Origin of the sequence: Pyxidicoccus xibeiensis, from assembly GCF_024198175.1 — a bacterium.
In the GTDB taxonomy this organism is placed as follows: Bacteria; Myxococcota; Myxococcia; order Myxococcales; family Myxococcaceae; genus Myxococcus; species Myxococcus xibeiensis.
On the sequence record NZ_JAJVKV010000001.1, the window covers coordinates 1,371,231 to 1,396,392 of the forward strand.

The window sequence follows — 25,162 nt, forward strand, 5'->3', positions numbered from 1 at the left end:
AGGGTTCTCGAGGCATGCGAGCTCTTCACGCCCTCTGGTTCTCGATGCTGGCCCTGTGCTGGGCAGGCTGTGCCACCGTCACGCACGCGCCCATGCAGCAGCACCGGGCCGAGGCGGAACCTGAGGACCGATGACCCGATTCTTCTGGGTGGATGAGGACAACGCGGTTGCGGAGACGTACGGTGGCTACGTCGACGCAACGAGCAGGTGGGGGACTGCCCGGTGTGCAGTGCCACTCGTGTGGCGTCACCTGGAGTGGTGCAGGCCACAAGTACCCATGCATTGACCTGTCACAACTGCCGGAGCACCACGAGTTCGTGAAGGCCAGACCCGAGCCCTTCTCCGAGTTCGCGCGCCTGCGCGAGCTGGTTCGCCCCCTGGCTCCACCTGATGCCTGGCTCCCCCCCGGCACGGGCTTTGGGCCGCTGGAAGGCACTGCCTCCGGAAAGCTCGCGGCCTTCGTATGGGTATCGGGGCTGGTACCTCTCGTACGACAGGAGACGTTCGCGCAGCTTCATGCAGAAGGTCTGCGGGGACTGAGGGCCTGCCCGACAGCATTGCGGTACCGGCAGAAGAAGAACCCGCCCGAGCTACTGGAACTCCAGATTGAACCGCTCGGCCGGCTGCACCCGGACTGCATCCCTCCAGACGTGCCTCCACCGTGCGCCAACTGTGGCCGTCACGGCTTCCGGCGCCCCGAAGAGCCCATCCTGGACACGGCGTCCCTGCCCATGGACCGGGACCTGTTCCGCGTGGGCAACTTCGCCACCATGGTCATCGGCACCGAGCGGTTCAGGGAGGTCGTGCTCCGCCTGGAGCTGGACGGCCTCACTTTCCGCGCGCTGCCCACGCGCTAACCTGCTCTAGCAAATTCCATTAAGACGGTCTCCGCTGAGAGGTTGTCCGTCCTTCCTCTTGAAGGGGGCTAATTAGTCGCTATCCCGTGCATGGCCGATCAAGTTCGTCGCTAACGAATGGGACAACGAGCGCGACGAGAACGTCGTCGAGCAGGCCTCGCTTACGTACGCCTTCTGCGAGTTGGTGCGGTGACTTCTGAGCGAACTGTATGAGTGTTGTTGGTCGGCACGACGGTGTACGATGCCCCCCGCGAGGGCGGCTATGAAGATCTACGATGAAGGCGCTGAACCACTCCACGAGCTTCTCCGTGCTGCGAGTTCGGATCAGGGCGCGACCCTGCTCGTTCCTGACCTCCAACGACCGTACGTTTGGAGCCCAAGTCAGGTCACCCTCCTCGTCGACTCGCTGCTGCGAGGCTGGCCATTCGGCACACTGTTGCTGTGGAGCGTTCACAAGGAGGACCTCGCCAGCATTCCATCTAGGCCGTTCTGGCGGGTAGCGGATCGAACCGGCGAATTCGATGACGAGCAGGTCAGCAAGAGCAACCCGCCAGCGCAGTTCCGCATGGTTCTCGATGGGCAGCAGCGTCTGCAGAGCCTCCTGCTCGCGTTTGGCGGCGACAGCTGGGGGTTTCGTCTGCTCGACCATGAGTGGTCGACAGTGCTCGACGCTGAGCGCCCGCGCGGTCGCAACGCAAGGCGCCACTGGTCTCTCGGGCACCTATGCCTCGATGTTCACTCCTTCAGCGAGCGTGTGCAGGCATCTGGAGGTGTGGCGAAGGTTGATTTTCGCGATGTCCTTGTATGGGTCGTTCAGCGCCCAGATGGCGGGCGCTCGACGCTGAAGCGCCCCACGAACTACAAGCATCCGATCACAAGCAGCTTTGACACGGAGAACAAGGGCCGCTTCGTTCGACTGAGCCGCCTGTGGGATTTGGCGTCCACGCAGCCGGGCCTCTTTGAGAAACATTTCCGCGAGAGGCTCGCCCCGCTGTTGGAGCAACATGATGTTCCGAAGGTCGTGGCCAACGCCGTGCTTGAGCCCCTCGCGGAACTTATTGTTACGCTCGTCGCGATCAAGCAGTCGAAGGTGAGCTACCTGCAGCTCGCGCCTTTCAACGACCAAGTCTTCAGCCAGGACCTTTACAACGACGCGATCGTCAACATCTTCACCCGGCTCAACACCGCCGGGCGTGCGCTCACGCGCCAGGAGATTACCTTCGCGTGGATCAAGACTGGATGGGACGCAGCGAAGACGGACAACCGCACGGCTGGTAAGTGCTTTGAGGAACTCGGTGAAGCTCTTGCCGAGGAAGGCGTAGTACTCGACATTGATGCCCTCGTCGGGACCGTTTCTGCGATGTGGTCAGTCCTCCACCGCGACGGCGCGCTGCTCACAGCAAACGACCTACTTCGTGGCGAGAAGGTTCGCCCCATGGTGCAGGACCTTGTACAGAACTGGGAGACGGTATCGGCGAACGCGGTGGACGGCGCGCAGCTTGTCGATGTTCGCGGCTTTCGCTTCGGCACCCACTACCGTTCGCTGAACGTGCTCACGCTGCTGCTCTCCTGGCGGCTGCTCGGTCGCCAGTGGTTGGCAGAGCATTCGCTCGGTGTCATGGCGAAGGACAGCTTCGAGAAGTCTCTGGATGCTGCGTTCGCTGCTTCGTGCGATCGCTGGATTCTCTTGTCGCAGTGGTCCGGTCGGTGGGGAAAGTCGACCGACAAGGCGTTCGCCGACTACATCAAGGACCTGTCGGCGGACTGGGCGAGGATCCGGAAACTGACCGCCCCCGATGATGTGATAGAAATCCTCAAGCGCCGGATGGAGGCGTGGATCAGCGCCCTCCAAGCAGAGTCTTCGAAGTACTTGGATGACCTCGGCGTCCTCACCCGCGACGCCGTACACCAGTACTACCTGCCTCTTTGGTTGTGGCATCGAATCGATGCTGAGCGTTGGAAAGCGTCTAAGCTGCCCCTGCGGGAGTCGAAGCGCGGCAGCTTGAGTGTCGACGTCGATCATGTTGTCGCGGTGAAGCTCTGGGAGACACTCCAGGACACGCCGCAGAATGCAGCAGAAGTAGGCGAAGAGGACGAGTCAGCGCTAACGACGGATGACATGTCGACCACGATGAACGCGCTCGGCAACTGTTGTCTTCTTGAGAAATCCTTCAACATTGCGAAGAGCGCCGCGCCACTTCGCGTGTTCCTGGATCGTGTGCACGAATTCAAGACCGGCGCTCTCAAAGTCGATGACTGGGCGAGGGCGATCGGTGTGGATGCCGACCTCGTCGATCCTAGAGGAAAGACCGCTGAGGAGGTTCGGCTGGTGGTCGAGAGGCGAACGGCGCAGATGAAGACTGAGTTGAAGGAGTACCTCTCAGGCACCCGGCAGCGGGCCGACATCTAACCTGCCTCAACTGAGAATGCCTAAGCGACTTACCTGAAGGGGGTTAGCAGGCTTCAGCTCGCCTGCCGCAGCTGGTTGGCTCGACGGTTCTTCGCAGCCTGGGGCACCGTCTCGTCGATGCGCATCTGCCGCGTCTCCGGCCGCATCGCGCCGAGAATCTACACGAGGACGGCTCGCTTCACCGAGCGTGGGAATGCCTCCCAGTGCTCTCTCTCCGCGACGCTCTTGTCGAGCCTCGCCTTGAAGTGAAGCACGCAGTGGCGTTCTGAGGGCGAACTCCCGATGCTAGGGTTCGCGAGGCATGCGAGCCCTTCACGCCCTCTGGTTCTCGTTGCTGGCCCTGTGCTGGTTGGGCTGCTCCACGGCCCCGCGCCCGTCCCTGCAGCACCGGGGCGAGGCGGAGGTGGAGTGCGACGACCCTGGAAAAGACCGGTGCGTCACCCTGCTGTGCCTGGGTGACGCGTGCGGCTTCTACCGCTGCGAGGACATGCCTGGTGCGCTTGAGCTGGCGCGCTTCCCGCCCTCGCGTCCTCCCGCCGCCGCAGCCGCGCCGGGCAGCGGGCCGAGGAGGAACTGGGGCGGCGGGCAGCACCTGCCCCGTGGCGCCGTCATGGTGTTTCCCAACTGGAATGGCGCCCCCGCGGAGGTCCTCCCTCCCTCACGCCAGCTCACGGCCGGACGATGGGAGAAGCACCACATCTTTCCCCAGGCACAGGAGTTCAGGGAGTGGTTCATTGAAAGAGGCGTCAAGATCCACGACTACACCATGCCCCTTCCGTACAACCTCCATCGGGAGATTCACAGGGTCGGTGGACGTGGCGGACAGTGGAATCAAGACTGGCGAGACTTCAAGCGAGCGAACCCGTTTGCCACTCCCGAGGAGATCTACCAGTACGCGGGAGAGCTCATCTATCGCTTCCAGCTCATCGGTGGCCCCATCCAGCCCTACCATTCCCGCCCTGGTATCTGAGGACCGATGACCCGCTTCTTCTGGGTGGATGAGGACAACGCGGTTGCGGAGAAGTACGGCGGGGAGGCCCACGGAGCGCACAGGTGGAAGCTCCCGGCTGTGCGCTGCCACACGTGCGGCGCAACCTGGGGCAACGTGGGCCATGAGTACCCCTGCATCGACCTGTCGCAGCTACCCGCGCGGCGAGAGTTCGAGAAGGCGCGGCCCGAGCCCTTCGCCGAGTTCGCGCGCCTGCGCGAGCTGGTTCGCCCCCTGGTACCTCCAGGTGCCGAGCTGCCCCCCGCGACACGCTTCGGCCCCTTGGTAGGCACGGCTTCGGGAAAGCTCGCAGCGTTCGCCTGGATCATCGAGGTCCTGCTCGTGCACCGGGACGCGCTGGAGCGACTCCAGGCCGAGGGAGTACGCGGCCTCCTCGGCTGCCGGACGGAGTTGCGGTACCGGCAGAAGAGCCCACCGGAGCTGATGGAACTCCAGATTGAGCCTCTCGGCCGGCTGCACCCGGACTGCATTCCGCCGGACGTGCCTCCGCCGTGCGCCACCTGTGGCCGGCACGGCTTCCGGCGGCCCGAAGAGCCCATCCTGGACGCAGCATCCCTGCCCATGGACCGGGACCTGTTTCGTGTGGGCAACTTCGCCACCATGGTCATCGGCACCGAGCGGTTCAGGGAGGTCGTGCTCCGCCTGGAGCTGGACGGCCTCACCTTCCGCGAGCTGCCCACCCGCTGAGCAGTCCCGGTGTCACGCAGCCTGGCGCTCCGACAGCCACTGCGCGTACAGCGCGCGCCCCTTGTGCCGCTCCAGCTTGCCGCTCGACGTGCGCGGAATCTGCCCGCGCTCCAGCAACACCACGTCCTTCGGTGACAGCCCCAGCGTCGACGACACGGTGTCCCTCACCGTGGACACCAGCTTCTTGCGCACCGCCTCGTCCCGCTCCTTCGTCTCCAGCAGCACCACCAGCCCTTCCGTGCCCTCCACCTGCACGCCCATGGCCAGCACCTCGCGCACGCCCGGCACCCGGCTCACCGCCGCCTCCACGTCCGTGGCGTAGTAGTTGTTGCCGTTGGAGATGATGACCTCCTTGCGGCGCCCCACCACGTACAGCTTCCCTTCATGCAGGAAGCCCAGGTCCCCCGTGGACAGCCACCCGTCGCGGAAGGCAGCCCGGCTCGCCTCGGGGTTGCGGTCATACCCCTGCATCACGCTGCCGCCCCGGACGAGAATCTCCCCCACCTTCCCGGCGCCCGCGTCGCTTCCCTCCGCGTCCACCACGCGCACCTCCGTCTCGTACACGGGCGTGCCCACCGACACCACCTCGCGGCCCTCCGGATGGCCCGCCGCCACCGGCTCCACCACGTCCTGCCCCAGCGCCGCACGCGACACCGTCAGCGTGCGCAGGGGCTCCTCCACCGCGCTGAACGTCACCGCCAGCGACGCCTCCGCCAGCCCGTAGACGGGCATCACCGCCTCCGGCCGGAAGCCCGCCGGCGCGAAGTGCTCGCAGAAGCGCCGCACCGTCGCCGGGTCCACCGCCTCCGCCCCCATCAGCGCCAGCCGCCATGAGGACAAATCCAGCCCCTTCACCGCCTCCGCGCCCACCCGCTTCACGCAGTGCAGGTACCCCGCGTTCGGCGCGGGCGCGATGCTCCCCCGGTACTTCCCGAAGGACGACAGCCAGCCCTCCGGGTCCATCACGAAGCTCTCCGGTGACGTCATCACCAAGTGCATGCCCACGTAGATGGGCGCCAGCAGGCAGCCGATGAGCCCCATGTCGTGGAACAGCGGCAGCCACACGCACCCCACGTCCTGCGACGTCATCCGCAGCCCGCGCCGAATCGCCTCCACGTTGGACAGGAGGTTGCGGTGCGTGAGCACCGCCCCCTTCGGCGCCGTGGTGCTGCCCGACGTGTACTGGATGAGCGCCGGCGAGTCCGGCGACACCGCGTGCCACGTGGGCCCGGACTCCAGCAGCGGCTCCAGCGTGCGCGTGCGCACGCCCTGGGCCGCCATGCCGTCCTCCAGCATCCGCAGGAAGCCCTCCTGCGCCGTGGGCCCCAGCAGCAGCTTGATGCCAGAGCGCTCCAGCGCCCCGCGCGTGCGCTCCAAGTAGCGCTCCGGGTTGGAGAAAGGCAGCGGCGGTGGCAGCGGCACCGGAATCGCTCCCGCCGCCAGCACGCCGAACAGCCCGCGGATGCTCTCGCCCGACGTGGGCAGCAGCAGCGCCACGCGGTCTCCCGGCTCCACACCCGCCTGGTTGCGCAGGCCCGTGGCCAGCCGCCCCGCGTCCTCGTACAGCTGCGCCAGCGGCAGCCACTCCACCTCCTCGCCTCCACTCAGCAGGCGGATGCCCGCTTCGGGGTGGGCCAGCGAGGACTGGCGCAACATCTCCACCAGCGTGTCGCCTCGCTTGAGCGAGGCGAAGAAGCTCTCCGTGGGCGAGGTCATGGCGACGCTCCTACGAGTGGGTTCGTTTCTTCCAGGATGCGAAGGGTCCTGCACGACCTGTGTCCTTCCCGCCCCGAGGGTGGAAGGAACGTTCATTCCACGCAGGGGTGGCCGGACACCTCCGCGGCTCCGCTCAGCTCGCCTGCTGCAGCGATTGCGGCGCGGCCAGCGTCTCGACGAGCAGGAGGAACTGCCCCACCGTCTCCATGCGGAAGGTGGCGTCGTCCGGAATCTCGATGCCGAACTTCTTCTCCACCTTGAGGATGATGGACAGCACCTTCATGGAGTCCATGCCCGCAATCCCCCGCAGGTGCACGTCCGGCGTCAGCTCCTCGGCTGGCATTCCCAGCTCGCCACTCAGAATCTGGATGATGTCGTTCCGCATCTCAGGTCACCTCGCGCATGTAGCGTTTGAAGCTCTCCAGCGTCTCTTCCGGCAGCCCGTGACGGGCCGCATCCATCCGCTCGGCGTCCAGGAGCATGAACGTCGCATCCGCCGCCGCGACCAGCCCTTCCACCGGGCTCTCCAGCCGCCCCGACAGGCGCACCAGCTCGCCGTCGCGCGACTGCACCTCGGCCACCGCCACGTAGGGCTGGCCCGTCTTCATCACCTTCACGTAGCGAAGCCGCAGCCCCACCGTCATCGCCGGCACGCGGTGCACGTGCAGCGAGGCACGGGCCAGCACCTCGTCCAGCACCGTGGCCACGATTCCGCCGTGGATGATGCCGGGGAAGGACTCGAAGTCCCGCCCCAGGCACACGTCGGTGTGGATGCGCCCCGCCTCGTCATGGCGGAACGTCAGGCGCAGGCCCTTCATGTTCCCAGGCGCGCAGCCGAAGCAGTTGCCATAGGGCGCGGGGTCCGGCGGCGGCGCACGAGCAGGTCCGGAGTCCATGGTGTCAGGCCATCTCCCGCAGCGTGCGCTTCAAGTCCCGGACCGTGCGCAGGCCCTCGTCGTTGGTGAGGCCGCGCAGCATGGCGAAGACGCGTGCGTCCGCGCGGTCCGTCACGCCCTCGTTCTGCTTCTCCACCTGCTTCAGGCCCGTGGCCGACGTGGAGTGCGGATAGAAGTGCCCCGCCGGGTGCTTCACACCATCGCTGCGGTCCGCCAGCCAGACGTAGGCCATCTTCAGCGCGGCCTGCAGGTGCTCGCGGTTGAGCGCGCACAGCTCCTTGCAGAAGACGAGGAAGGCGCGCGCGTGGCGGCCCTCGTCCCGGCCCAGCACCGTCCAGATGTTGCGCAGCACCGGCTCGCGCGTCTGGGCGGCCAGCGTCTTGTAGTACTCGGCCGCGCGCGCCTCGGAGATGATGTTCATCATCAGCGTGCCGGCCTTGTCCTGGCCCATGGGGTACGGCTCACGCTTGTACATGGCGTGCTTGGCCGGCACGGAGATGCCCAGCGCCTCCAGGTAGCGGCACTGCACCAGCGAGTGCCGCGACTCCTCCGCCCCCCACGACAGCGCCCACGAGGAGAAGCTGTACTCGTCCCCCCACTCGCGCAGGAAGTTGTGCGCGCCCGGCAGCGTGCCGAACTCGATGATGGCCGACTCCTTCAGGAGGTCGATTTCCTCGTCCGTCAGCAGCGAGCGGTCCACCTTCGAGAAGTCGCCCAGGTCCGCCCACGTCCAGCGCGTGTTCTCGAACCAGTCGAAGACCTTGTTGAACGTCGCATCCAGGTAGAAGCGCGGAATCAGCGGGTTGGCGCCCAGCGCCCGGTGCGCGCGCAGCCCCTGCTCCAGCGCCCGCGTGAAGCCCGGGGCCGACAGCTCGCCCGCGTCCAGCACGGCCTCGACGTCCAGGTCTCCCAGCCCGCCCGCCGCCAGGAAGCGCGTGTCCTTGCCGAGCAGGAAGATGCGCACGCGCTCGAAGCGAGGGTCGTCCCGCAGCAGCCGCAGCGGCGCGGGGACCTGCCCGTCCGCGGCCTCGTCGAGGAAGGCCACCACGAGCGCGTCCTCGCCCATGCGAGTCAGGTACTCGCGCGCGGAGTCGGGCGTGACGACGTCCACCAGCAGGCGCGTGCCGTCCGGCAGCGTGACGTCCGTCGTCCCGCCGGGCAGCGGCCTCGAGCTCAGCCAGGCGGCGCGAAGCCGCTCCGCCGTGGGAGTCATCAGGGAGGGAGGAAGAGTCTGGGCAATAGCCGGCACACCGCTCGCCGCGAGCGCACTCATGGAGACCTCTGGGATGGAGACGGGAGAGCCCTTCCGCACCGGAGGGGCCACTCACCTGTCTGAACGGAGGTGGGGGTTTTTCTTCCCCACCCACCTGGATTTTTTCGTCCACCCCGGGGAAGGACGGACGCGGCGGGCGTTCTGGTACCGTCCCCCCACCTCCTGCCTGGAGCCTCGCCGGATGAACCTCTACACCCTGCTCAAGAAGCCCTTCTTCAGCCGCTACCAGAAGCCGTGGAGCTGGCCCGCGGAGGCGGAAGCGGAGCGGGGAAGCTGGCGGCGCGTGGACCTGGACAACGGCCGGGGCGGGACGCTGGTGGGCCTCTTCGGTGAGTCCTCCTCCGGTCCCGCGCGGGCCACGGTGGTGTGCGCGCACCCGATGGGCGTGGAGGCCAAGGGCTTCTACCTGAAGCACGGCCACGCGCGGATGCTGCGCGAGAGCGGCTTCAACGTGCTGCTGTTCGACTTCAATGGCTTCGGCGAGAGCCCGGACGCGGACCTGCTCTATCCGGCGGACGTGCTCGCGGCCGCGAAGGGCGCGGCGGCGCTGGCACCGGGGCTGCCCGTCATGGGGCTGGGCGCTTCCTTCGGCGCGGCGTGGCTGGTGTGCGCGCTGGGACAGCAGGGCCACGGCATGACGGCAGCGGTGATGGAGTGCCCCTTCACCACGCTGGACGAGTACTGGGTCCGCTACAAGGTGGCCTTCGCGGTGCTGAAGGCGAGCAACGTGCTCATGCCCAGGCTGCTCGCGAAGCTGCGCCCGGTGGCGCGCGTGCGCGACGTGGCGGACGTGAAGGCCGTGCTCTTCATCTATGGCGGACAGGACTCCGTCACCCCGTCCTCCATGGGCGAGCGCCTGCTGGCCGCGTGCCCGCTGCCCCGCGAGCAGTGCTCGATGTGGGTGATTCCGGAGGCCAAGCACACGCGCGCGCTGACGGCCGCGCCCCAGGCCTACCGCGAGCGCGTGGTGGGGCTGTTCGAGTCCGCGCTCGCGCAGGCAGCGCCCCGCGCACAGCAGGCTCGCGGCTGAGGCGGCACCCATCCCGGGCCCGCGTCATTTCGCGGCCCGCGGGACTCTCTGGAGGACGCACATGACGTCGACGAAGCACCAGCCCATCGTCTCCCCCACCCTGCCCAAGCCCGCGGGGCCGTACTCGCCCGGCATGCAGCTGGACAGGCTGCTCTTCATCTCCGGCCAGGCCGCCACGGACCCGGCCACGGGGAAGCAGGCGGAGGGAATCGAGGCGCAGACGGAGCAGGTGCTGCGCAACCTGGAGCGCATCCTCGTGGCCGGCGGCTCCAGCCTGCAGCACGTGCTGCGCTGCGGCGTCTTCCTCACGGACATGGCGGAGTTCCCGCGGATGAACGCCGTCTACGAGCGCGTCTTCGGCGGCCACCGGCCCGCGCGCACCACCGTGCAGGTCTCCGCCCTCCCAAACGAGGGCCTGCGCGTGGAAATCGACTGCATCGCGTACGTGCCGTGAGCCCCCGGGGCGTACTGCCCGTGTCCCGGGCCACAACAGCCGCCCCTGGCGCGTCCGCGCACCCGGGCCCACAGGGCCTGCAGGACGGTGCAAGTGCCCGCGCCAGAACGACTTTCCGACCGTTCGGCACGGTGCGTCGACCGCTGGACGATGACCTGCGACTGGCAGACCTCTGGCCAGTTGGCAGGACAATCCCGAGTTTCTAAGTTAATCAGGAAGAAGCCGCCCTGACGTCGGTTCTCCGTGGCAGGAACGACGGGGCCGGGCTGCTTCTCCGAGGACGGCGCGCACCGCGCGCCGCCGCAGGGGTGGCCGGGAGGCCACCAGGGCAGCCCTCCTCACGCTCGGAGGGAGTCCCAGACCAGGGGTGCGAGGCGAGGGGCACCCACTGCTAGACGAGTTTGATGGGCATCATCGCGCCCGCCTCGAACTCCGGCGTGCGACGCAGCTGGTCCAGCACGCGCGGCGCGCAGCGCAGGTGGAGCATGGGCAGGGAGCCCGGCTCACTCACCGAACGCACGGCGCCCTGGAGCTGGTGCGCTTCAATCCAGCGCATGAAGCTCTGGTAGAAGCGCGCGCTCTCGGCCAGGCCGGACTGGTGCACCTCCGCCCGTGAGCGGAGCGGCGGAAGTGCGGGTGCATACGCGGGCGGAGCCTGGGGCTCCTCGCGCGGCATCACCGTCACGTCAATCCAGTCGGGTTGTACGTCCGCGCCCGCCGAGCCCGGCAATGGGCGCACGTCCGCGCGGGCGGCAGCGCCCGGCATGGGGCGCACGCCCGAGCCAAACCTGGACAGAGCCTCGGCATACACGTCGCCCGGCTCGCCATTCTTCCTGCTCATGGCCTTCTCCTCCACCGGGTCCGGCGCTCAACTGGCGCCGACCCCGGTATCAACCCACCGCCCTCACCTGAACACTGCCAGGCCCTTACCCGTCCGGTGTGTCCCCGAGCGAGGGAGCTTGACGGCATTGGCGAGGATCAAATCCCTCACCTCCGTCGCCGTCAAGTCAGGGGCACGGCAGCGGTACAGTGCTGCAATACCCGCTACATAAGGCGCCGCCATGCTGGTGCCACTCATTCGCTCGTAGAACGCCTGGTTGTTGCAGCGCCGCTCCGTGGACGAATACACGTTCACTCCGTAACCCATGACATCAGGGACGACGCGCTTCTCCACCACACCGCTGGCGGAGAATGTGGCCACATTGCGCTCGAAGTCGACCGCGCCAACGGCCAGGGACTCCGGAAAGGCGGCTGGATAACCAACCGCATCGGGTCCATTGTTGCCTGCCGCGACAACAGGCAGGACGTTGCTGTCGAGCAGGCGACGAATCATGGTCTGCAGCGCGCGCAGGTTGAGGCGGTAGTCGGCCTCGGAGATGCCGGGCGGCGGCGCCAGCGGGAAGCCGAGCGACAGATTCACGACCGCCGGGCGCATGGAGTTTTCAGGGCGGCTGAATTGATGCAGCAGCCACTCCATGCCGGCGGCCACGCGGCCGAGGCTGGTGCGGATGGTCTCCGATTCGATGACGGAGGCGACGTAGAGGTCCACCTCCGGGGCGACGCCGTGGTGAACGCCCGCGGCGATGCCGCACACGTGCGTGCCGTGGCCGTCCGGGTCGAAGCCGCGGATGTCACGAGCGGGGTTGTGCGGCGAGTTGGGGAACAGCGACACGTAACGGAACTGGATGACACGCGCAGCATGCTCCGGGTGGTCGGCGTCCACACCGGTGTCGAGGATGCCGAGCATGACGCCGGCGCCGCGGATGCCCTGGGCGTGGGCCAGGGGGACGCCGCACTCGTCCGGCCACTCGCGCTGCGCGAGGGAGGACATGCCGCGGTTGCGCGGCCCCGTATTTCCGGCGGACACCGGGCCGGGGAAGGACAGGGGCACCACGTCGGGGATGAACTCGAACTCGCTCTCCAGCCGGCTGCGGGCCTCCTTCTCCGTGGCCTCCTCGTAGAAGTGGGCCATGGTGGCGCCGATGAGGGGCATGAAGCGGTAGCTGCCCGGCTCGGCGCCGGTCTGCTCGGAGACGGTGGCGCCCGGCATGGGCATCGTGGACGAGTCCGCGCCGCGCGTGCCGGCCCTGGCCTTCGCGCCCTTGCGGCGGCGCTTGCGCGGCTCCTCTACGCTCACCGCGGGACGCACGCCGGGCAGCGTGGCCGAGCGCAGGCCGAGCGCGGTCAGCGCGTCCGGCGCATTGTTCGCCGTGGAGAAGCGCAGCGCCGTCGTGCGCGGCAGCACGCGCTCTCCCTGCTCCGTGCCGCGAGGCCCCACGCGCGCCTGCGACTCGATGGACTCCTTTGGAACCAACAGGTAGGACTTCATGGGTTGTCTACTCCTTGGACTCCCTTGCACCGCCGGTCGCGTGAGGCGAGGACGCCCGGCACCAGGTTCGCTCCCGCCGCGTGTGGAGCCTCTCGCGTGCGGCGGGGATGATGAGGGCGCGCACGTGGCGTCGTGCCCTCGACAGGGGTGGCGCGCGCGCACTTCCATCGCGTGGCGTCCACCGAAATGGGTGAATCCGGCCTCCACAGGTGCCGGGCGGAGACACACACGTCGACCTCGCGCGTGGCGGCGCGCTCGACGTGTGGTGGCTGTCTCCCCTGCTCCGGCATGCCCCTCACCCGCTCCCTGGAAAGTCCCCGGCCCACAGTGTCATTGGACAGGACGGGCCTGACAAAAAACCAAGGATTTCCCGTAGTAGACGCGCGAGACCCCCTGATTCGGTCCTAGCGGGTCTTCCTCGAACGTCTGGAAGTGGGAGTGATTCCCTCCTGGGTACGAGGAGAGTGCCAGCAGGCATACAGGCACGGTGTCTGCCAGCGGACCCCGGGGGCGGTGGGGGAGGGAAAGTCCGTGTTCCTACAAATGTTCGCCTCCGTCCCTCCGCCCGGCTAAAGGGAGGGACGTTCGCGCCGCCCAGGAGCCCTCAGACGTGATTCCCTACTGGCAAGCCCCCTCGCTCAAGCTGGGGCCCCTCACCATCGAGCCCTTCGGCGTCTTCGTCGCGCTGGGCATCATCCTGGCCGCTCGCCTGCTCGTCCGGAATGCAGAGAAGCAGGGGTTGGACCCGACGCCGCTCGCCGACTACGCGCCGTGGGGCGTGGGCATCGGCATCCTCGTGGGCCACTGGGTGCACCTGTTCTTCTACCACCCGGAGGAGCTGTCCAAGAGCCCGTTCCAGATACTCAAGGTCTGGGATGGGCTGTCGTCCTTCGGCGGACTGCTGGGCGGCATCATCGCCGCGGTGTTCTTCTTCCGGGCGCGCAAGCTGCGCTTCAACGACTACGCGGACGTGTTCGCGCTGGGCGTCGTGCCGGGCTGGGCGGTGGCCCGCCTGGGCTGCTTCGCGGTGCATGACCACCCGGGCGTGCGCACCGACTTCTTCCTCGCCGTCGCGTTCCCGGATGGTCCGCGGCACGACCTGGGCCTGTACGACGCCGCGGTCCTCTTCCTGTTCACCGGCCTGCTGTATGCCCTGCGCAACGCGGGCGCGCTGAAGGGCAAGCTGCTGCCGCTGACGGCCGTGCTGTACGCGGTGTCCCGCTTCCTCTTCGACTTCCTGCGCGCCACGGACCGGGCCTACGTCGACGCGCGCTACTTCGGGCTCACGCCCGCGCAGTACGGCTGCATCGCGCTGATTGCCTATGGCGTGTGGGGCCTGCTGCGGCGCTCGCCCGGCGGGGCCGCGGCGCCGCCGTCACCCTCGGGGACAATGCGCGCGGCGCGGTAGGGCGCTCGAGACGGCGGTAACATCGGCCCGGTGGCCTGGCGGACGGAAACGCCGGGGCCCCGGGCCGAGTCGTGTCCGGGGGGAGTTCTTCCCGTGGGAGGCTTCGGCATGAAGGCGCTGGCATATGACGCGGTGATGACGCCGCTCGGGTGGCTGGGGCTCACCGCCGCCCGGAGGAAGCTGGTGCGCGGGCTGGCCGGCCGTGTGCTGGAGGTGGGCACCGGCACGGGCCTGGCGCTGCCGGGCTACCCGGACACCGTGACGTCCGTCACCGCCATCGACGTGGACGCGGAGGCGCTCGAGCGGGCCCGGAGGCGGCGTCCCGACGTCGAGCTGCTGCACGCCAGCGTGGAGCAACTGCCGTTTCCCGCCGCGTCGTTCGACGCCGTGGTGTCCAGCCTCGTCTTCTGCAGCGTGGATGCTCCGGCGACGGCGCTGGCCGAGGTGTTCCGCGTGCTGCGCCCCGGGGGCGAGCTGCGCATGCTGGAGCACGTGCGCGCGCCGTCCTCCGGGCTGGCCGCCGCGCAGGACCTGCTCACGCCCGCGTGGCAGCGGGTGACGGGCGGGTGCCGCCTCAACCGGGACACGTTCTTCCTCGTCCAGCAGGCCGGGTTCGAGGTGGTGCGGCGCGTCCAGCGGCTGCAGGGCATGAGCGAGCTCATCATGGCCCGACGGCCGCAGGCGGGCGCAGGCCGGAGAGCTTCCGGGGCGTGAGCACCGAGTAGAGCTCGGCGATGCGCCCGTCCGCGCCCAGGTCCACGCGGACCACCGCGCGCGTGGCGAGCTTCGGGTCCTTCGCGGCCGCGAAGTCCGCCACCAGCGCCGGCAGCCCGTTGAGCATCTGGACCTCGAAGGCCGTCGGAGGGCCGCGCAGCTCCGCCAGCCGGAACAGGAAGTTGAGGACACGCTGCGCGCCGAGGACGGGATGGAGCGCCGCGCGGACCTCGCCGCCCCCGTCCGTCAGCGCGCGCACGTCGCTGGACAGCAGGGCCTCGGCCGTCGCCACGTCGCCCGACAGCAGGGCGCCCATGAAGGTCTCCAGGGCGACGCGGGTGCGCTCCTGGAGCGCCCGGGTGGGGATGCGGCGCGCGCGGTCGTACTCGGCCATGGCCGCGCGAGCCCGGTGGTGCACCACCTTCACGTTGGCCTCGGTCATCTCGAGGGCCTCGGCCACCTCGCGCACCGAGTAGTCGAACACGTCGCGCAGCAGCAGCACCGCGCGCTGCTTGGGCACCAGGGCCTCCAGCGCGAGGAGGAACGCGAAGGAGACGCTCTCCAGCAGCTCGTAGCGTCCCTCCGTCGAGCCGCCTCCCGGCAGCCTCGCCTCCACGCCCGGAGGGGTGTCCAGGTCCGAGGGCGCCTGGGCGTCCGCCGTCTCCAGCGGGGAGGGCAGCCAGGTGCCCACGTAGCCCTCGCGCCGGCGGCGGCGCAGGTGGTCCCGGGCCAGGTTCACCGCCACCCGCGTCAGCCAGGGGCGCAGCTCCTCCGTGCGGGCCGGGGGTGACGCCAGCGCCCGGGTGAAGGTCTCCTGCACCAGGTCGTCCGCGTCCGCCGCCACGCCCGTCATCCGGTAGCAGAGCCCCCAGAGGAAGCGCTCGTGCGCTCGCGCCGCCTCCGCGACCGCCCCCTGCCCCTGTCCGCCCTGGCGCTCCATGCGCTATGCCCCCGCCGCGCGGCGCGGCTGTTCGCGCTGACTCCGGGTGAGCGAGGCCGCCACGGACTCGGCGCTGGCGAAGGACGCGTCCGCGAGCATCCCCTCCGGGCCCACCCAGTCCCCTACCCTGTACAGTCCGCTCACGTGCGGCACCTGCGCCGGGGGCCTGCCGGCCAGCCCGCCCGTCGCCACCGTGGGCAGCCGGTGGCTCACCCGCAGGTCGGGCCGGAAGCGCCGCGCCACCACGTGCATCCGCCAGCCCGGCTGCAGCACGTCCATCACCGCCTCCAGGTCCGCCTCGCTCGCCGTGTCGTCCGCGCCGGTCAGGTACTTCATCACGTGCACCATCGCGCCTCCCTCCGGCGCCAGCCCCGAGGCCGCCGCGGAGTGCACCGAGACGTACCACGGGCCGTCGATTCCGAGCGCGAACAGGGCCTCCGGCTTCGGCAGTCGCGACAGGCCCAGCTCCAGCGTCGCGGCGCGGACCGAGACCGACTCCACTGCCTCCTTCGCGAGCACGGCGTCCCCGGGCACCAGCGCCGCCACGTCCGCCGGGCCGCCCGCCACCACCACCGCGTCCACGTCGTGCACCGTGCCGTCCGCGAGGCGCACCCCGCGCACGGGGGCTCCCGCGCCCGGGCCCTGGCGGACGAGGGCTTCCACCTTCGCGGAGGTCTCCAGCCGCGCTCCCGCGTCGCGCGCGGCGGAGGCCAGCGCGTCCACCAGCGTGCTCCAGCCGCCGTCCAGGTAGCGCACGCCCGAGGCGAGGGCGAGCTGGATTTGCGAGAGCGCCGCGTCCGCGCTCAGGGCGTCATGGTCCGCGCAGTAGGAGCTCACCCGCGTCACCGCACCGACGAGCGCCCGGGCGTCGTCACGGGACAGGCGGGTGTTCATCCACTCGCGCATCGACATGCCGGACAGCGTGCGCGTGTCGATGCGGCCCACGCCCGCCAGCAGGCGCGCGAACTCCAGCTTCCCGGCCAGGCCGAGCAGGTCCGTCGTCATCAGCGACACGGGCCCGCGTGGCAGCGTGTGCAGCCGGCCCGCCTCGAGCGCGAAGCTGCCCGCGCCGGGAAGGCCGCCCTGGGGCTTCACGCCCAGCCGGCCGAGCACCCGCGCCGCCGCGCCTCCGAGGTACAGCGCGTGCGGGCCGAGGTTGAAGCGGAAGCCCTCCACCTCCGACGTCTGCGCCCGGCCGCCGAAGTGCTTCGCACGCTCGTACAGCGTCACCGTGTGGCCCTCGCGCGCCAGCAGCGCCGCCGCCGCGAGCCCTCCCACGCCTCCGCCCACCACCGCTATCCGGGTCGCCTGCATGTCCGTCCTCCACGCTGGAGGCCCGGGGAAATTCCGGGCGTCCGACGGCTCCACGAAAGAGGGGGGCGAAAGGTTACACGGGGGTGAAAAGAGGGCCGGAGCGGGCGGGCGGGGACCGGAGTAGAACGGTGGTTCCAGACCATGCGTTCGTCCCGACCCTCCGGCTCGACCCGCTCACGGGCTTTCCCGAAGGCCCGTGCCTCCGGCGCGGGCACCACGGCCTCGCTGTTGAACCTGGGCACGCGCACCTCCGAGCGGCTGCGCACCGTGGGCATCGCGGACGAGGCCACGCTGCGCGCCGTGGGCGCCACCGAGGCGTACCGCCGGCTCAAGGCCGCGTTCCCGAGGCAGGTGAGCGCCGTGGCCCTGTATGCCCTGCACGGCGCGCTCACGAACACGCACTGGAATGACTTCCCACCCGAGGTGAAGGCGCAGATGCGGGCCCGGGCGGAGGGCCATGACGACGAATCATGACGAGGCGCACTACGCGACCAGGGCGGCCGCTGCGGCGATGTAGTCGAGATAGGCCCTGATGACGCCACTGTCCGGCTCGCGCGGAATCACGCCAAGAATGGGCGGCGGTGCAGGCGCCTTCCTTCGGATGTCCGTCGAGTCGAGCAGGACATCGGCGACCCAATCAGACTCCAGCCAGAACTCCATCACGCCTACATAGCGGGGCAGGAGCGCCTGACGCGCGAACGCGGCCGCGCGTTCACTCACGAGACGCTGCTGTTGGAACAATTCCCGGAGGTACGTCCCGCCCTGCGCGAACCGGAACTGCACGCGCAGCTTGTCACGCCGCTCCTGGGGAACCAGTTGCTTCATCATCGGAATGAAGGTGCCACTGAATTCGATGAGGTCCGTCGCGGAGAGGCGCAGCTTCGGATACAGCGGGATGAGGGCCGCCCATATCTTGAGCGGCTCACAGAGGTGCTCGAAGCCCTCGGCTCCTGGATGGAATACGAGTCGAGGAGGCTCCCGGTTCGTGTCTTTTGTCGCAACCTCAACGCCCACAGGCGGTAGAGGCTTCAGAATTCCCCGAAGGGTTCCCTTGACGCTCGATGAGTCTTTCCCTGCCTCCGTGAGGAGTGCTCCCTCGAATTCTCCCTCGAGTTCCCGCTCCGCCTCAGCCTGCGCAGGCACTGCTCTTGGAGGAGTGACCCACCGCATCCTCGCGTAGGGACCAAACCGGTCATCGTGAACGTACAGCCGACTCATCCCTCGGGAGATGAGCGCGTGACTGGGAGTCACCTTGCGAATGATGTCGTCAACCTGCTCTTCCGGGTGATGGCCCCGAAACCCGACAACGGCAATCGCATGGCCTCCTGCACCGGTTCCATCCGAGACGTGCAGGATGGGCGGAATCCCCGACCGGACGTAGCACTGGATGGCCATGAGGAAGAGCTCGGGCTCTTCCGCGGGCTTGAGGACGAAGGGTGAGTAGCCGAAGTCCCGGATGGCGGCGCACATCTGGTCCAGTTCGAGCCCTGCTTCCGCAGGAAGGACACGGCCTTCGTGATTGTGCTGCGTTGCCGCCAGGGTGATGGCCAGCGGAGTCGGGGCGCGTCCCCCATCCGTCCGCACCACTCGGGCCAGCGAAGACCAGAGCGCGGTGGTCGCACAGGCTCCGACTCCCTGGTCCTGTTGCTGGAACGGGATTCCCTCGATGGTGAGCTCCAGTCCGCCCAGGTGGACACGATGGGGCGCCGAAGGCGGACCATAAACACGGTCAGTGCCTGCGGACTGGTAGGGCCGGAAGATGGTCCGTCCAACAGGCGAGGCAGGCAGGGGACGGATGACGACGAAGCCACGATAGCTGTCGCCAAGCTCCTGCTGGACGACCTTGTACTCACCCGAGGCGGCCCGACGCTGGAAGGTCTCGAACGACGTCTCCTCCAGGTCACAGCCGAAGACATGGATGCGAGTGGTCTGCGAGTCGGGTGGCCTCAGCTGGGTCGCGTAATAGCCGAGGTACTCCTCCAGGTAGTGCCGGTCGACGTAGGGAGACTCAATGACGAGTGATTGGGCTCCACAGTCCGGATGGGAAAGAAACGAGGCCAGGTAACGAACCTGGTCGCACGCCAAGCCCTGGGACTTTGGGTCTACCTTGGAGGCAAGCAGGGCCTCCCGGATGAAGCCCTGCTCGGAGAACCGCAGGAACCGCAGCGAGACCTTCGTCGCCGGCATCAGCGCAGGCGGAGCTTCAAGTCCCCCGCGGAGACCTGCTTCATCGGAGCCACCCGCTTCTCCAGCTCGCGGCGGAGTTCCTCGCCCTCGCGCACGAGACGCAGGATCTCCTCCGGCGGCAGCACCGGGAGATTCGTGGCGTTCGGAGCGTCCTGGGCGGTGCTCATGGTCCAACCCTCCAAAAAGGCGGGGAGTCTACGCATCCCCGCTGACCAGCGTCGAGAACCCTCGTCGATCCGACATCTCCTCACCCCGCGAACAATGGGGATGAGACCTCGTAAAGCCCAGTGCCCGTGTAATCAGGAGGACATCTCGCCGCACGTCCAACCCATGAGAATCCCTGGGTAGGTCGTGCCCGGGCTGCCTCCTCGGACTCTCTCTGAGCGGGCTCCTGAGGGGACCGCCGGGCGCAGCGCCCTGGATGCAGTGGAGCCGCACCTGGAGGGCCGGGACGCCGCTTGTGCTGCCATAAGAGGAACTCTTCGCTGCGTAAGGATGCCGCTTTACCGCGTAAAGATAGCGACTGCGGGGACCTTGATGGGTCTCCGTCATCCTGCGCAACGCCGCCCCACCCGCCTCGAATGAGCCCGGCCATGACGCGGCGCCCGCCCCTGGCGAGGACGCCCCCGGCCCCGCCTCCAGCGACGACGACGAGCGCTGAACCTCCCGGCAGGTCGCGCTCGCACACCTCCGCAGCGACACGCGCGTCACACCCGCACCAGCGCCGCGAGAACCTTCCAGCACAGCTGCGCGGCCCATGCGGGTCATATCGACCTCATCCCGCCGAGGTCCCTCACACAGTCGAATCCTGAATTCCTGACAACCCCGCGAGTTACTACGTGCGAGGCAATGTCAGAGGTAGGGATATGATGTTTCGCACGACGGCGGATTCTCCCGCCGCGCATGTCCGAGACATCCACCCATGAGAAAGCTTCTCGTCGCCCTGCTCGCCCTTCCCATGCTCGTCGCCTGTGGCCCCGCGCCGGAGCCCACTCCGGTGGACCCGCCCGTCGAGCAGTCGCAGCCGCAGGGCATGGATGCGGCTCCCGCGGAGGAGTTCATCGCGCCCCGCGAGCGCTCTGTCACCCTGAGCACCGGCGTGACGCTGCGCTACGTGGAGCAGGGCTTCAAGCACGGCCCCGCCGTCGTGTTCCTCCACGGCTATACGGACTCGCACCGCACCTGGGACCTGGACCTGCCCATCTTCCCGCGCAACTTCCACGTGTATGCGCTGGACCAGCGCGGCCACGGGGACTCGTCCAAGCCCGCGTGCTGTTACACGCAGCAGGACTTCGCCGCGGACGTAGTCGCCTTCCTCGATGCCGTGGGCGAGCCGCGCGCCATCCTCGTCGGCCACTCCATGGGCAGCTTCATCGCCCAGCAGGTGGCGCTCGACTCCCCGAGCCGCGTGAAGGCCCTGGTGCTCGTGGGCTCGGCCCCCACCGTGGCCGGCAACGAGGTGGCGCTGTTCCTCAAGTCCATCGTCGACACCCAGGTGGGCACCGTGGACCCGGTCTTCGTGCGCGAGTTCCAGACCAGCACCTTCGTGCGGCCCGTGCCGCCCTCGTACATCGACACCCTGGTGTCCGAGAGCCTCAAGGTCCCCGCGAGCGTGTGGCAGGCCACGCTGGACGGGCTCATCGCGGAGGACCACTCGGCGCGGCTGGGCGAGATTCAGGTGCCCGTGCTCGTCGTGGGCGGTGACCAGGACGGCTTCTTCCCCGTCGCGCAGCAGCAGGCGCTCGTGGATGCCCTCCCCAACGCCACCTTCGTCCTCTACCCCAACACGGGCCACGCGCCCCACGCGGAGCTGCGCTACCGCTTCGTGTATGACGTGACGCGCTTCCTCGTGTCCGTGGCGTACTAGCGACACCGGAGGGCCCGGCACGGGGCTTCCCACCCGGAAAGCCCTACCCGGGCCCCGCCGTCCCGGGTGACGGGCCGCCCTTCGTTGGGCCCGCCGCCTCGGGCTGGGACGCGTCGGCGCGGGCCAGCATCACCGCGGCGGTGAGGATGAGCAGGCCGCCCAGCATCTGCCGGGTGCTCAGCCGCTCGCCGAGGAAGATGGCGCTGAGCACCACCGCCGTCAGCGGCTCCATGGTGGACACCAGCGACGTGTTCACCGGGCCGATGCGCGCCATGCCCACGAAGAAGAGGAGCACCGCCGCCACGGTGGACACCAGCGCCAGCGCTACCACGGCCCCCCAGCCCGTGGCCGTGGTGGGGAAGGCCGGGCCCCGTGCCAGCACCAGCAGGCCCAGCGAGGCCCCCGCGGAGCAGAGGATGATGGTGCTGGAGGCCAGGGGCCCCGCCTGGCCCGCCACCTTCGCGCTGAGGACGACGTAGACGGCATACAGGAGCGCCGACAGCAGGCCCAGCATGACGCCCAGCGGCTTCGCTCCTCCCTGGGACAGGTCCGCCGTCAGCACCGTGCCGCCCAGCGCCATCGCCACGGCCAGCCACTTCACGCGGCCCAGGCGCTCGTGGAAGAAGAAGCGCTGGAGCAGCGCCACCAGCGCGGGGAACGAGTACAGCAGGAGGGCCACCAGCCCCGCGGGCGCGTGCTGGAGGGCCACGAAGTACGCGCCCGCCTCGCTCACGTAGAACACCGCGCCCAGCCCTATCAGGCTCAGCAACATCTTCCGGGACGGCAGCCGCTGGCGCCGCACCCCCATGGCGCCGGCCAGAATCAGTCCCGCCAGCGTGAAGCGCAGGAAGAGCAGCGAGGCCGCGTCAGCGCCCGCCGCGTAGGCCAGGCCCGCGAATACGCCGAGCGCGCCGAAGCACGCTCCGGAGAGGGCAACGACGAGGAAGCCGGTGGTGCGAGTCATGGTGGACGCGCGGGAACCTGCTTCAAGCGGGCGCCCGTGTCACGTGCCCCGAGGCCCGCCACCGGCGGGCCCCATGGCCGCTACCAGTAGTTCACGGACTTGAGGTCGAAGACGTCCGTGTAGCCACCGGCGCGCAGCAGCTGCACGGCCTGGGCGCTGCGGCCGCCCGCGGCGCAGTACACCACCACGCGCGTGCCGGGCGGGCCCACCTCGGACAGGCGCCGGGGCAGCTCCTGCACGGGGATGTTGCGCGCGGCCTCGGGGTGACCCTGCTGGAATTCCTGCGGGGTGCGCACGTCCAGCAGCACCGCGCCTTCCGCGACGAGCTGCCGGGCCTTCTGGGACAGTTCCTGAGGCGTCATGGCTCTTCCACCCTCCTCCTTCGAGTCCGACGAGGGTCCTCGCACAACAGACCCCGTCCCGTCTCGCACGACGTCGCTCGCGGGCGCGCCCCGTTGGGCGAAGGACGCAGTGAGGCTCACGGATTGAAGAGGAGCCGCGAGGCCTGCTTCACCCACGCGCGTCGCGTCTCCAGCGTCCGGAAGTCGAGCAGGATGAACTGGTCGAACACCCGGGGCATCATCGACAGCAGGAGCACCGAGGACCACAGCTGCGCCAGCGCCAGCCGCAGCTTGTCCTGCGCAAGGTGCGGCGCCGCCGGAGCGAGCTTCGGCACGAGCTCGCCGAGGAAGGCGTTGAGGCGCTCGAGGGCCAGGCCCTCGTAGCGCTGGCTCACCAGCACCTCGCGCAGGTGCGCGTGCGCGATGCGCGGGTAGCGGCCGATGTTGCCCACCACGTCCTCGAACACCGTCTCGAAGGCCTCGCGCACGCCGATGCCTTCCGCGCGCAGCTTGTCGAAGTCCGCCAGGACGTGGCCGAAGGCCTGGTCCAGCGTCTGCTCGATGGCCAGGGCAATCAGCTTGTCCTTGCTCCGGAAGTAGTAGCTGATGGCCGCGCTGTTCACCTGCGCCTCGCGGGCAATCTCCCGGATGCCCGTGGCGTCCAGCCCGTCCCGCTCGATGCACACCAGGGTCGCCCGGATGATGCGCTCCCTCGCGCCCTGCTCGTCGTTCCCCATCTGGATAAACCCTTGAAAGGACATGCGAAGCTGGCGCGCCCTTGACGCCGCCCAGGACTTAATCAATTGATTGAACCTCCGGATTAAGCCTGGAGATTCAATCCGATGACCAACACCGGTGGCGACAGTAGCGCAGGACGGTTTTCGCGGCGAGGCGCGCTCGCCAGGGCGTCGTTCCGTGCGCTCGCCGCCGTACTCGGGGTGCTCCTCGTCAGCCCGGCCCGGGCCCAGGAGGAGGCGGACGGGCAGTTCAGCCTGGTGCCCTTCGCGCTGCCCGCGTATCAGCCGGAGACGAGCTTCCTGCTCGGTGGCGCGGCGTCCCTCGTGTACCAGCCACCGAAGGACAGTGGCCGCCGCGAGTCCCAGGTGCTGCTGGCCGGCGCCGCGAGCATCAAGGGGCAGTTCACCGTGCTGCTCCAGCCGGACGTGTACTTCCTCGACGACCGGCTGAACCTGACGGCCACGGCCAGCGCGGCGAAGTTCCCGGACCGGTTCTTCGGGACGGGCGCGTCCACGCGCATGGAGGACGAGGAGACGTACACGCCCGTGTACTTCGAGGTGGAGCTGAGCCCGAAGTGGCGCGTGGCACCCCGGCTGTATGTCGGGCCCACGCTGCGGGGCCAGCACGCGCGCATCTCGGAGATGGCCGAGGAGGGTGCGCTCCGCTCGGTGACGGGAGCGGCAGGCGGGACGACGCTGCAGCTCGGGCTCACCGCGCTGTATGACTCGCGCGACAACACGCTGAATCCGCTGACCGGGCTCCTGGCGCGGCTGAATCTGCGCAGTGCTCGCGAGGACTGGGGCTCCGACTACGCGTTCGACGTGCTGCGGCTGGATGCGCGGCGGTACTTCACGCTGCCCTGGGCCCAGCGGCATGTGCTCGCGCTGCAGGGGCTGGTGGAGCTGCGGCGGGGCGAGCCTCCCTTCTATGACACCGGCCGGCTCGGAGGCATGGAGCTGAGCCGCGGGCATCTGGAAGGGCGGTTCCGTGAGCGACAGCACCTGGGCGCGCAGGTGGAGTACCGCGCTCCCCTGTTCTGGCGGCTCGGGGGTGTGGCGTTCGCTTCGGCGGCGACGGTGGCTCGGAGCCTGGAGGACGTGGAGGCCGATGCCATCAAGCCGGCAGCGGGACTGGGCCTGCGGTTCGCGCCGCTCGCCGACGTGCCGGTGAACCTCCGGCTGGATGTGGCGTATGGCTCGGAGCTGAGCTTCTACCTGAACGTGGGTGAGGCGTTCTGACGAGGCTCCGCGCTCCGGGTAGACTCCAAGGCCTCACGACTGGAGCCACCCGGCCATGGAGTCCTGCAAGCTGTGCCAGGCGCCGATGAGCCCTGAAGACATCCAGTGGGACCTGGCAATGGCCAGGTGCCCTGAGTGCCGCGCGGTCTACGACGTGTCCGGACACAAGGCGGAGCCGCTCGCCGCGCCGGCCCCGGCGCTGCCCAGTCAGCCCCGGGCCCCGGTGCCCCTGCCCTCGCGCTTCCAGGTCGAGGAGGTCGACGGGACCCTCCGCCTCCGCTGGCGATGGGTCAGTGTCCACGTCTTCTCGGAGTTCATCTTCGCCGCGATCCTGGACGCCATGGTTGCCCTCACTGTCGTCACATACATCTCTGGCGACACGAAGCTCGGAGAGCTCCTCTGCTTGTCTCCCTTCGCCGTGCTGGCGGTGCTGCTCACCTACCGCGTGATGATGCTCCTGCTGAACCACACGACGCTCGAGGTGAGCCGCCACCAGCTCTCCATCCGTCATGGTCCCATTCCCGGCCGTCGCGACCTGGAGCTGAAGGGCAGCCAGCTGACCCAGCTCTACGGAAGGGAATGCGTCCATAAGGGCAACGTGGGTGACACCCTCACCTATGACCTGATTGCGAGGGATGACAAAGGCCGTGAGGTGACACTGCTCGCCGGGCTCGAGGAAGTACAGCAGGTGCTCTTCCTGGAGCAGCAGTTGGAGCGCCGCCTGGGCATCGAGGACACACCGGTGGAGGGCGAGGTCGCCTCGCGCCCTCCGGCCGCCTGAGGCCGCACC

Annotated in this window: 24 protein-coding genes and 1 pseudogene; 12 read left to right on the forward strand and 13 right to left on the reverse strand. The window is 68.9% G+C overall.

Annotated elements, in window-relative coordinates; all coding sequences use genetic code 11:
* Positions 1-130 precede the first annotated feature (130 nt).
* From sitI6 (LXT23_RS05590) to sitI6 (LXT23_RS05605), 4 genes and pseudogenes are all read left to right on the forward strand, one after another.
* Positions 131-857: pseudogene (gene sitI6, locus LXT23_RS05590) on the forward strand (SitI6 family double-CXXCG motif immunity protein).
* Between the two features lie 262 nt (positions 858-1,119).
* The gene (locus LXT23_RS05595; RefSeq protein WP_253979019.1) at positions 1,120-3,267 is read left to right on the forward strand and encodes a DUF262 domain-containing protein; all 2,148 of its coding nucleotides are present in this window, start codon (positions 1,120-1,122) and stop codon (positions 3,265-3,267) included.
* Positions 3,268-3,568: 301 nt separating this feature from the next.
* On the forward strand, positions 3,569-4,237 hold the full coding sequence (gene sitA6, locus LXT23_RS05600; protein ID WP_253979020.1) for a SitA6 family polymorphic toxin lipoprotein: 669 nt from the start codon (positions 3,569-3,571) through the stop codon (positions 4,235-4,237).
* Between the two features lie 6 nt (positions 4,238-4,243).
* Positions 4,244-4,963, forward strand: coding sequence for a SitI6 family double-CXXCG motif immunity protein (gene sitI6, locus LXT23_RS05605; RefSeq protein WP_253979021.1), 720 nt, complete (start codon positions 4,244-4,246; stop codon positions 4,961-4,963).
* A 12-nt stretch (positions 4,964-4,975) separates the two neighbouring features.
* Here sitI6 (LXT23_RS05605) and LXT23_RS05610 read toward each other — a convergent pair whose 3' ends face one another.
* The 4 genes from LXT23_RS05610 to LXT23_RS05625 form a co-directional block, all read right to left on the reverse strand.
* Complete coding sequence (locus LXT23_RS05610) at positions 4,976-6,679, reverse strand: fatty acyl-AMP ligase (RefSeq protein ID WP_253979022.1); 1,704 nt, start codon at positions 6,677-6,679, stop codon at positions 4,976-4,978.
* 133 nt (positions 6,680-6,812) lie between these two features.
* The gene (locus LXT23_RS05615) at positions 6,813-7,064 is read right to left on the reverse strand and encodes an acyl carrier protein (protein ID WP_253979023.1); all 252 of its coding nucleotides are present in this window, start codon (positions 7,062-7,064) and stop codon (positions 6,813-6,815) included.
* Between the two features lies 1 nt (position 7,065).
* Complete coding sequence (locus LXT23_RS05620; protein WP_253979024.1) at positions 7,066-7,575, reverse strand: PaaI family thioesterase; 510 nt, start codon at positions 7,573-7,575, stop codon at positions 7,066-7,068.
* A 4-nt stretch (positions 7,576-7,579) separates the two neighbouring features.
* Positions 7,580-8,848, reverse strand: coding sequence for a ferritin-like domain-containing protein (locus LXT23_RS05625; protein WP_253979025.1), 1,269 nt, complete (start codon positions 8,846-8,848; stop codon positions 7,580-7,582).
* A 181-nt stretch (positions 8,849-9,029) separates the two neighbouring features.
* On the opposite strand from LXT23_RS05625, the gene LXT23_RS05630 reads away from it, so the two are divergent.
* The gene (locus tag LXT23_RS05630; RefSeq protein WP_253979026.1) at positions 9,030-9,878 is read left to right on the forward strand and encodes an alpha/beta hydrolase; all 849 of its coding nucleotides are present in this window, start codon (positions 9,030-9,032) and stop codon (positions 9,876-9,878) included.
* Positions 9,879-9,939: 61 nt separating this feature from the next.
* Positions 9,940-10,332: a RidA family protein gene (locus LXT23_RS05635; protein ID WP_253979027.1), complete on the forward strand. Its 393-nt coding sequence runs from the start codon at positions 9,940-9,942 to the stop codon at positions 10,330-10,332.
* A gap of 391 nt (positions 10,333-10,723) precedes the next feature.
* On the opposite strand, the gene LXT23_RS05640 is transcribed toward LXT23_RS05635, so the two are convergent.
* Positions 10,724-11,173: a hypothetical protein gene (locus tag LXT23_RS05640; protein ID WP_253979028.1), complete on the reverse strand. Its 450-nt coding sequence runs from the start codon at positions 11,171-11,173 to the stop codon at positions 10,724-10,726.
* A 63-nt stretch (positions 11,174-11,236) separates the two neighbouring features.
* Positions 11,237-12,661, reverse strand: a complete 1,425-nt coding sequence (gene popC / locus LXT23_RS05645; RefSeq protein ID WP_253979029.1) for a subtilisin-like protease PopC — start codon at positions 12,659-12,661, stop codon at positions 11,237-11,239.
* A 610-nt stretch (positions 12,662-13,271) separates the two neighbouring features.
* On the opposite strand from popC, the gene LXT23_RS05650 reads away from it, so the two are divergent.
* Both LXT23_RS05650 and LXT23_RS05655 read left to right on the forward strand, forming a co-directional pair.
* The gene (locus tag LXT23_RS05650; RefSeq protein ID WP_253979030.1) at positions 13,272-14,069 is read left to right on the forward strand and encodes a prolipoprotein diacylglyceryl transferase; all 798 of its coding nucleotides are present in this window, start codon (positions 13,272-13,274) and stop codon (positions 14,067-14,069) included.
* A 108-nt stretch (positions 14,070-14,177) separates the two neighbouring features.
* A complete protein-coding gene (locus LXT23_RS05655; RefSeq protein WP_253979031.1) occupies positions 14,178-14,783 on the forward strand; it encodes a class I SAM-dependent methyltransferase in 606 nt (201 codons plus the stop codon).
* On the opposite strand, the gene LXT23_RS05660 is transcribed toward LXT23_RS05655, so the two are convergent.
* Positions 14,731-15,723 carry a sigma-70 family RNA polymerase sigma factor gene (locus LXT23_RS05660; RefSeq protein WP_253979032.1) on the reverse strand — a complete coding sequence of 331 codons (993 nt, stop codon included), beginning with the start codon at positions 15,721-15,723 and terminating at the stop codon, positions 14,731-14,733. The two genes, LXT23_RS05655 and LXT23_RS05660, sit on opposite strands and share 53 nt — an antisense overlap.
* Before the next feature lie 3 nt (positions 15,724-15,726).
* Entirely contained in the window at positions 15,727-17,037 is a 1,311-nt protein-coding gene (locus tag LXT23_RS05665; protein WP_253979033.1) for a phytoene desaturase family protein, read from the reverse strand.
* Positions 17,038-17,178: 141 nt separating this feature from the next.
* Between LXT23_RS05665 and LXT23_RS05670 the strand changes: the two genes are divergently transcribed.
* Complete coding sequence (locus LXT23_RS05670) at positions 17,179-17,511, forward strand: TfoX/Sxy family DNA transformation protein (protein WP_253979034.1); 333 nt, start codon at positions 17,179-17,181, stop codon at positions 17,509-17,511.
* A gap of 9 nt (positions 17,512-17,520) precedes the next feature.
* Here the strand turns inward: LXT23_RS05670 and LXT23_RS05675 are convergent, their stop codons facing one another.
* Entirely contained in the window at positions 17,521-19,224 is a 1,704-nt protein-coding gene (locus LXT23_RS05675) for a hypothetical protein (RefSeq protein WP_253979035.1), read from the reverse strand.
* A complete protein-coding gene (locus LXT23_RS05680) occupies positions 19,224-19,391 on the reverse strand; it encodes a hypothetical protein (RefSeq protein ID WP_253979036.1) in 168 nt (55 codons plus the stop codon). The genes LXT23_RS05675 and LXT23_RS05680 overlap by 1 nt, the downstream gene beginning before the upstream one ends.
* Positions 19,392-20,146: 755 nt before the next feature.
* On the opposite strand from LXT23_RS05680, the gene LXT23_RS05685 reads away from it, so the two are divergent.
* Complete coding sequence (locus LXT23_RS05685) at positions 20,147-21,091, forward strand: alpha/beta fold hydrolase (RefSeq protein WP_253979037.1); 945 nt, start codon at positions 20,147-20,149, stop codon at positions 21,089-21,091.
* A gap of 43 nt (positions 21,092-21,134) precedes the next feature.
* Here LXT23_RS05685 and LXT23_RS05690 read toward each other — a convergent pair whose 3' ends face one another.
* From LXT23_RS05690 to LXT23_RS05700, 3 genes are all read right to left on the reverse strand, one after another.
* The gene (locus LXT23_RS05690; RefSeq protein ID WP_253979038.1) at positions 21,135-22,055 is read right to left on the reverse strand and encodes a DMT family transporter; all 921 of its coding nucleotides are present in this window, start codon (positions 22,053-22,055) and stop codon (positions 21,135-21,137) included.
* 80 nt (positions 22,056-22,135) lie between these two features.
* A complete protein-coding gene (locus LXT23_RS05695; RefSeq protein ID WP_253979039.1) occupies positions 22,136-22,417 on the reverse strand; it encodes a rhodanese-like domain-containing protein in 282 nt (93 codons plus the stop codon).
* A 116-nt stretch (positions 22,418-22,533) separates the two neighbouring features.
* A complete protein-coding gene (locus LXT23_RS05700; RefSeq protein WP_253979040.1) occupies positions 22,534-23,133 on the reverse strand; it encodes a TetR/AcrR family transcriptional regulator in 600 nt (199 codons plus the stop codon).
* A 105-nt stretch (positions 23,134-23,238) separates the two neighbouring features.
* On the opposite strand from LXT23_RS05700, the gene LXT23_RS05705 reads away from it, so the two are divergent.
* Together LXT23_RS05705 and LXT23_RS05710 are read left to right on the forward strand one after the other, a co-directional pair.
* Positions 23,239-24,372, forward strand: a complete 1,134-nt coding sequence (locus LXT23_RS05705) for a BamA/TamA family outer membrane protein (RefSeq protein WP_253979041.1) — start codon at positions 23,239-23,241, stop codon at positions 24,370-24,372.
* 55 nt (positions 24,373-24,427) lie between these two features.
* Positions 24,428-25,153 (forward strand): hypothetical protein, encoded by a 726-nt coding sequence (locus tag LXT23_RS05710; RefSeq protein WP_253979042.1) that lies wholly within the window; start codon positions 24,428-24,430, stop codon positions 25,151-25,153.
* Positions 25,154-25,162 lie beyond the last annotated feature (9 nt).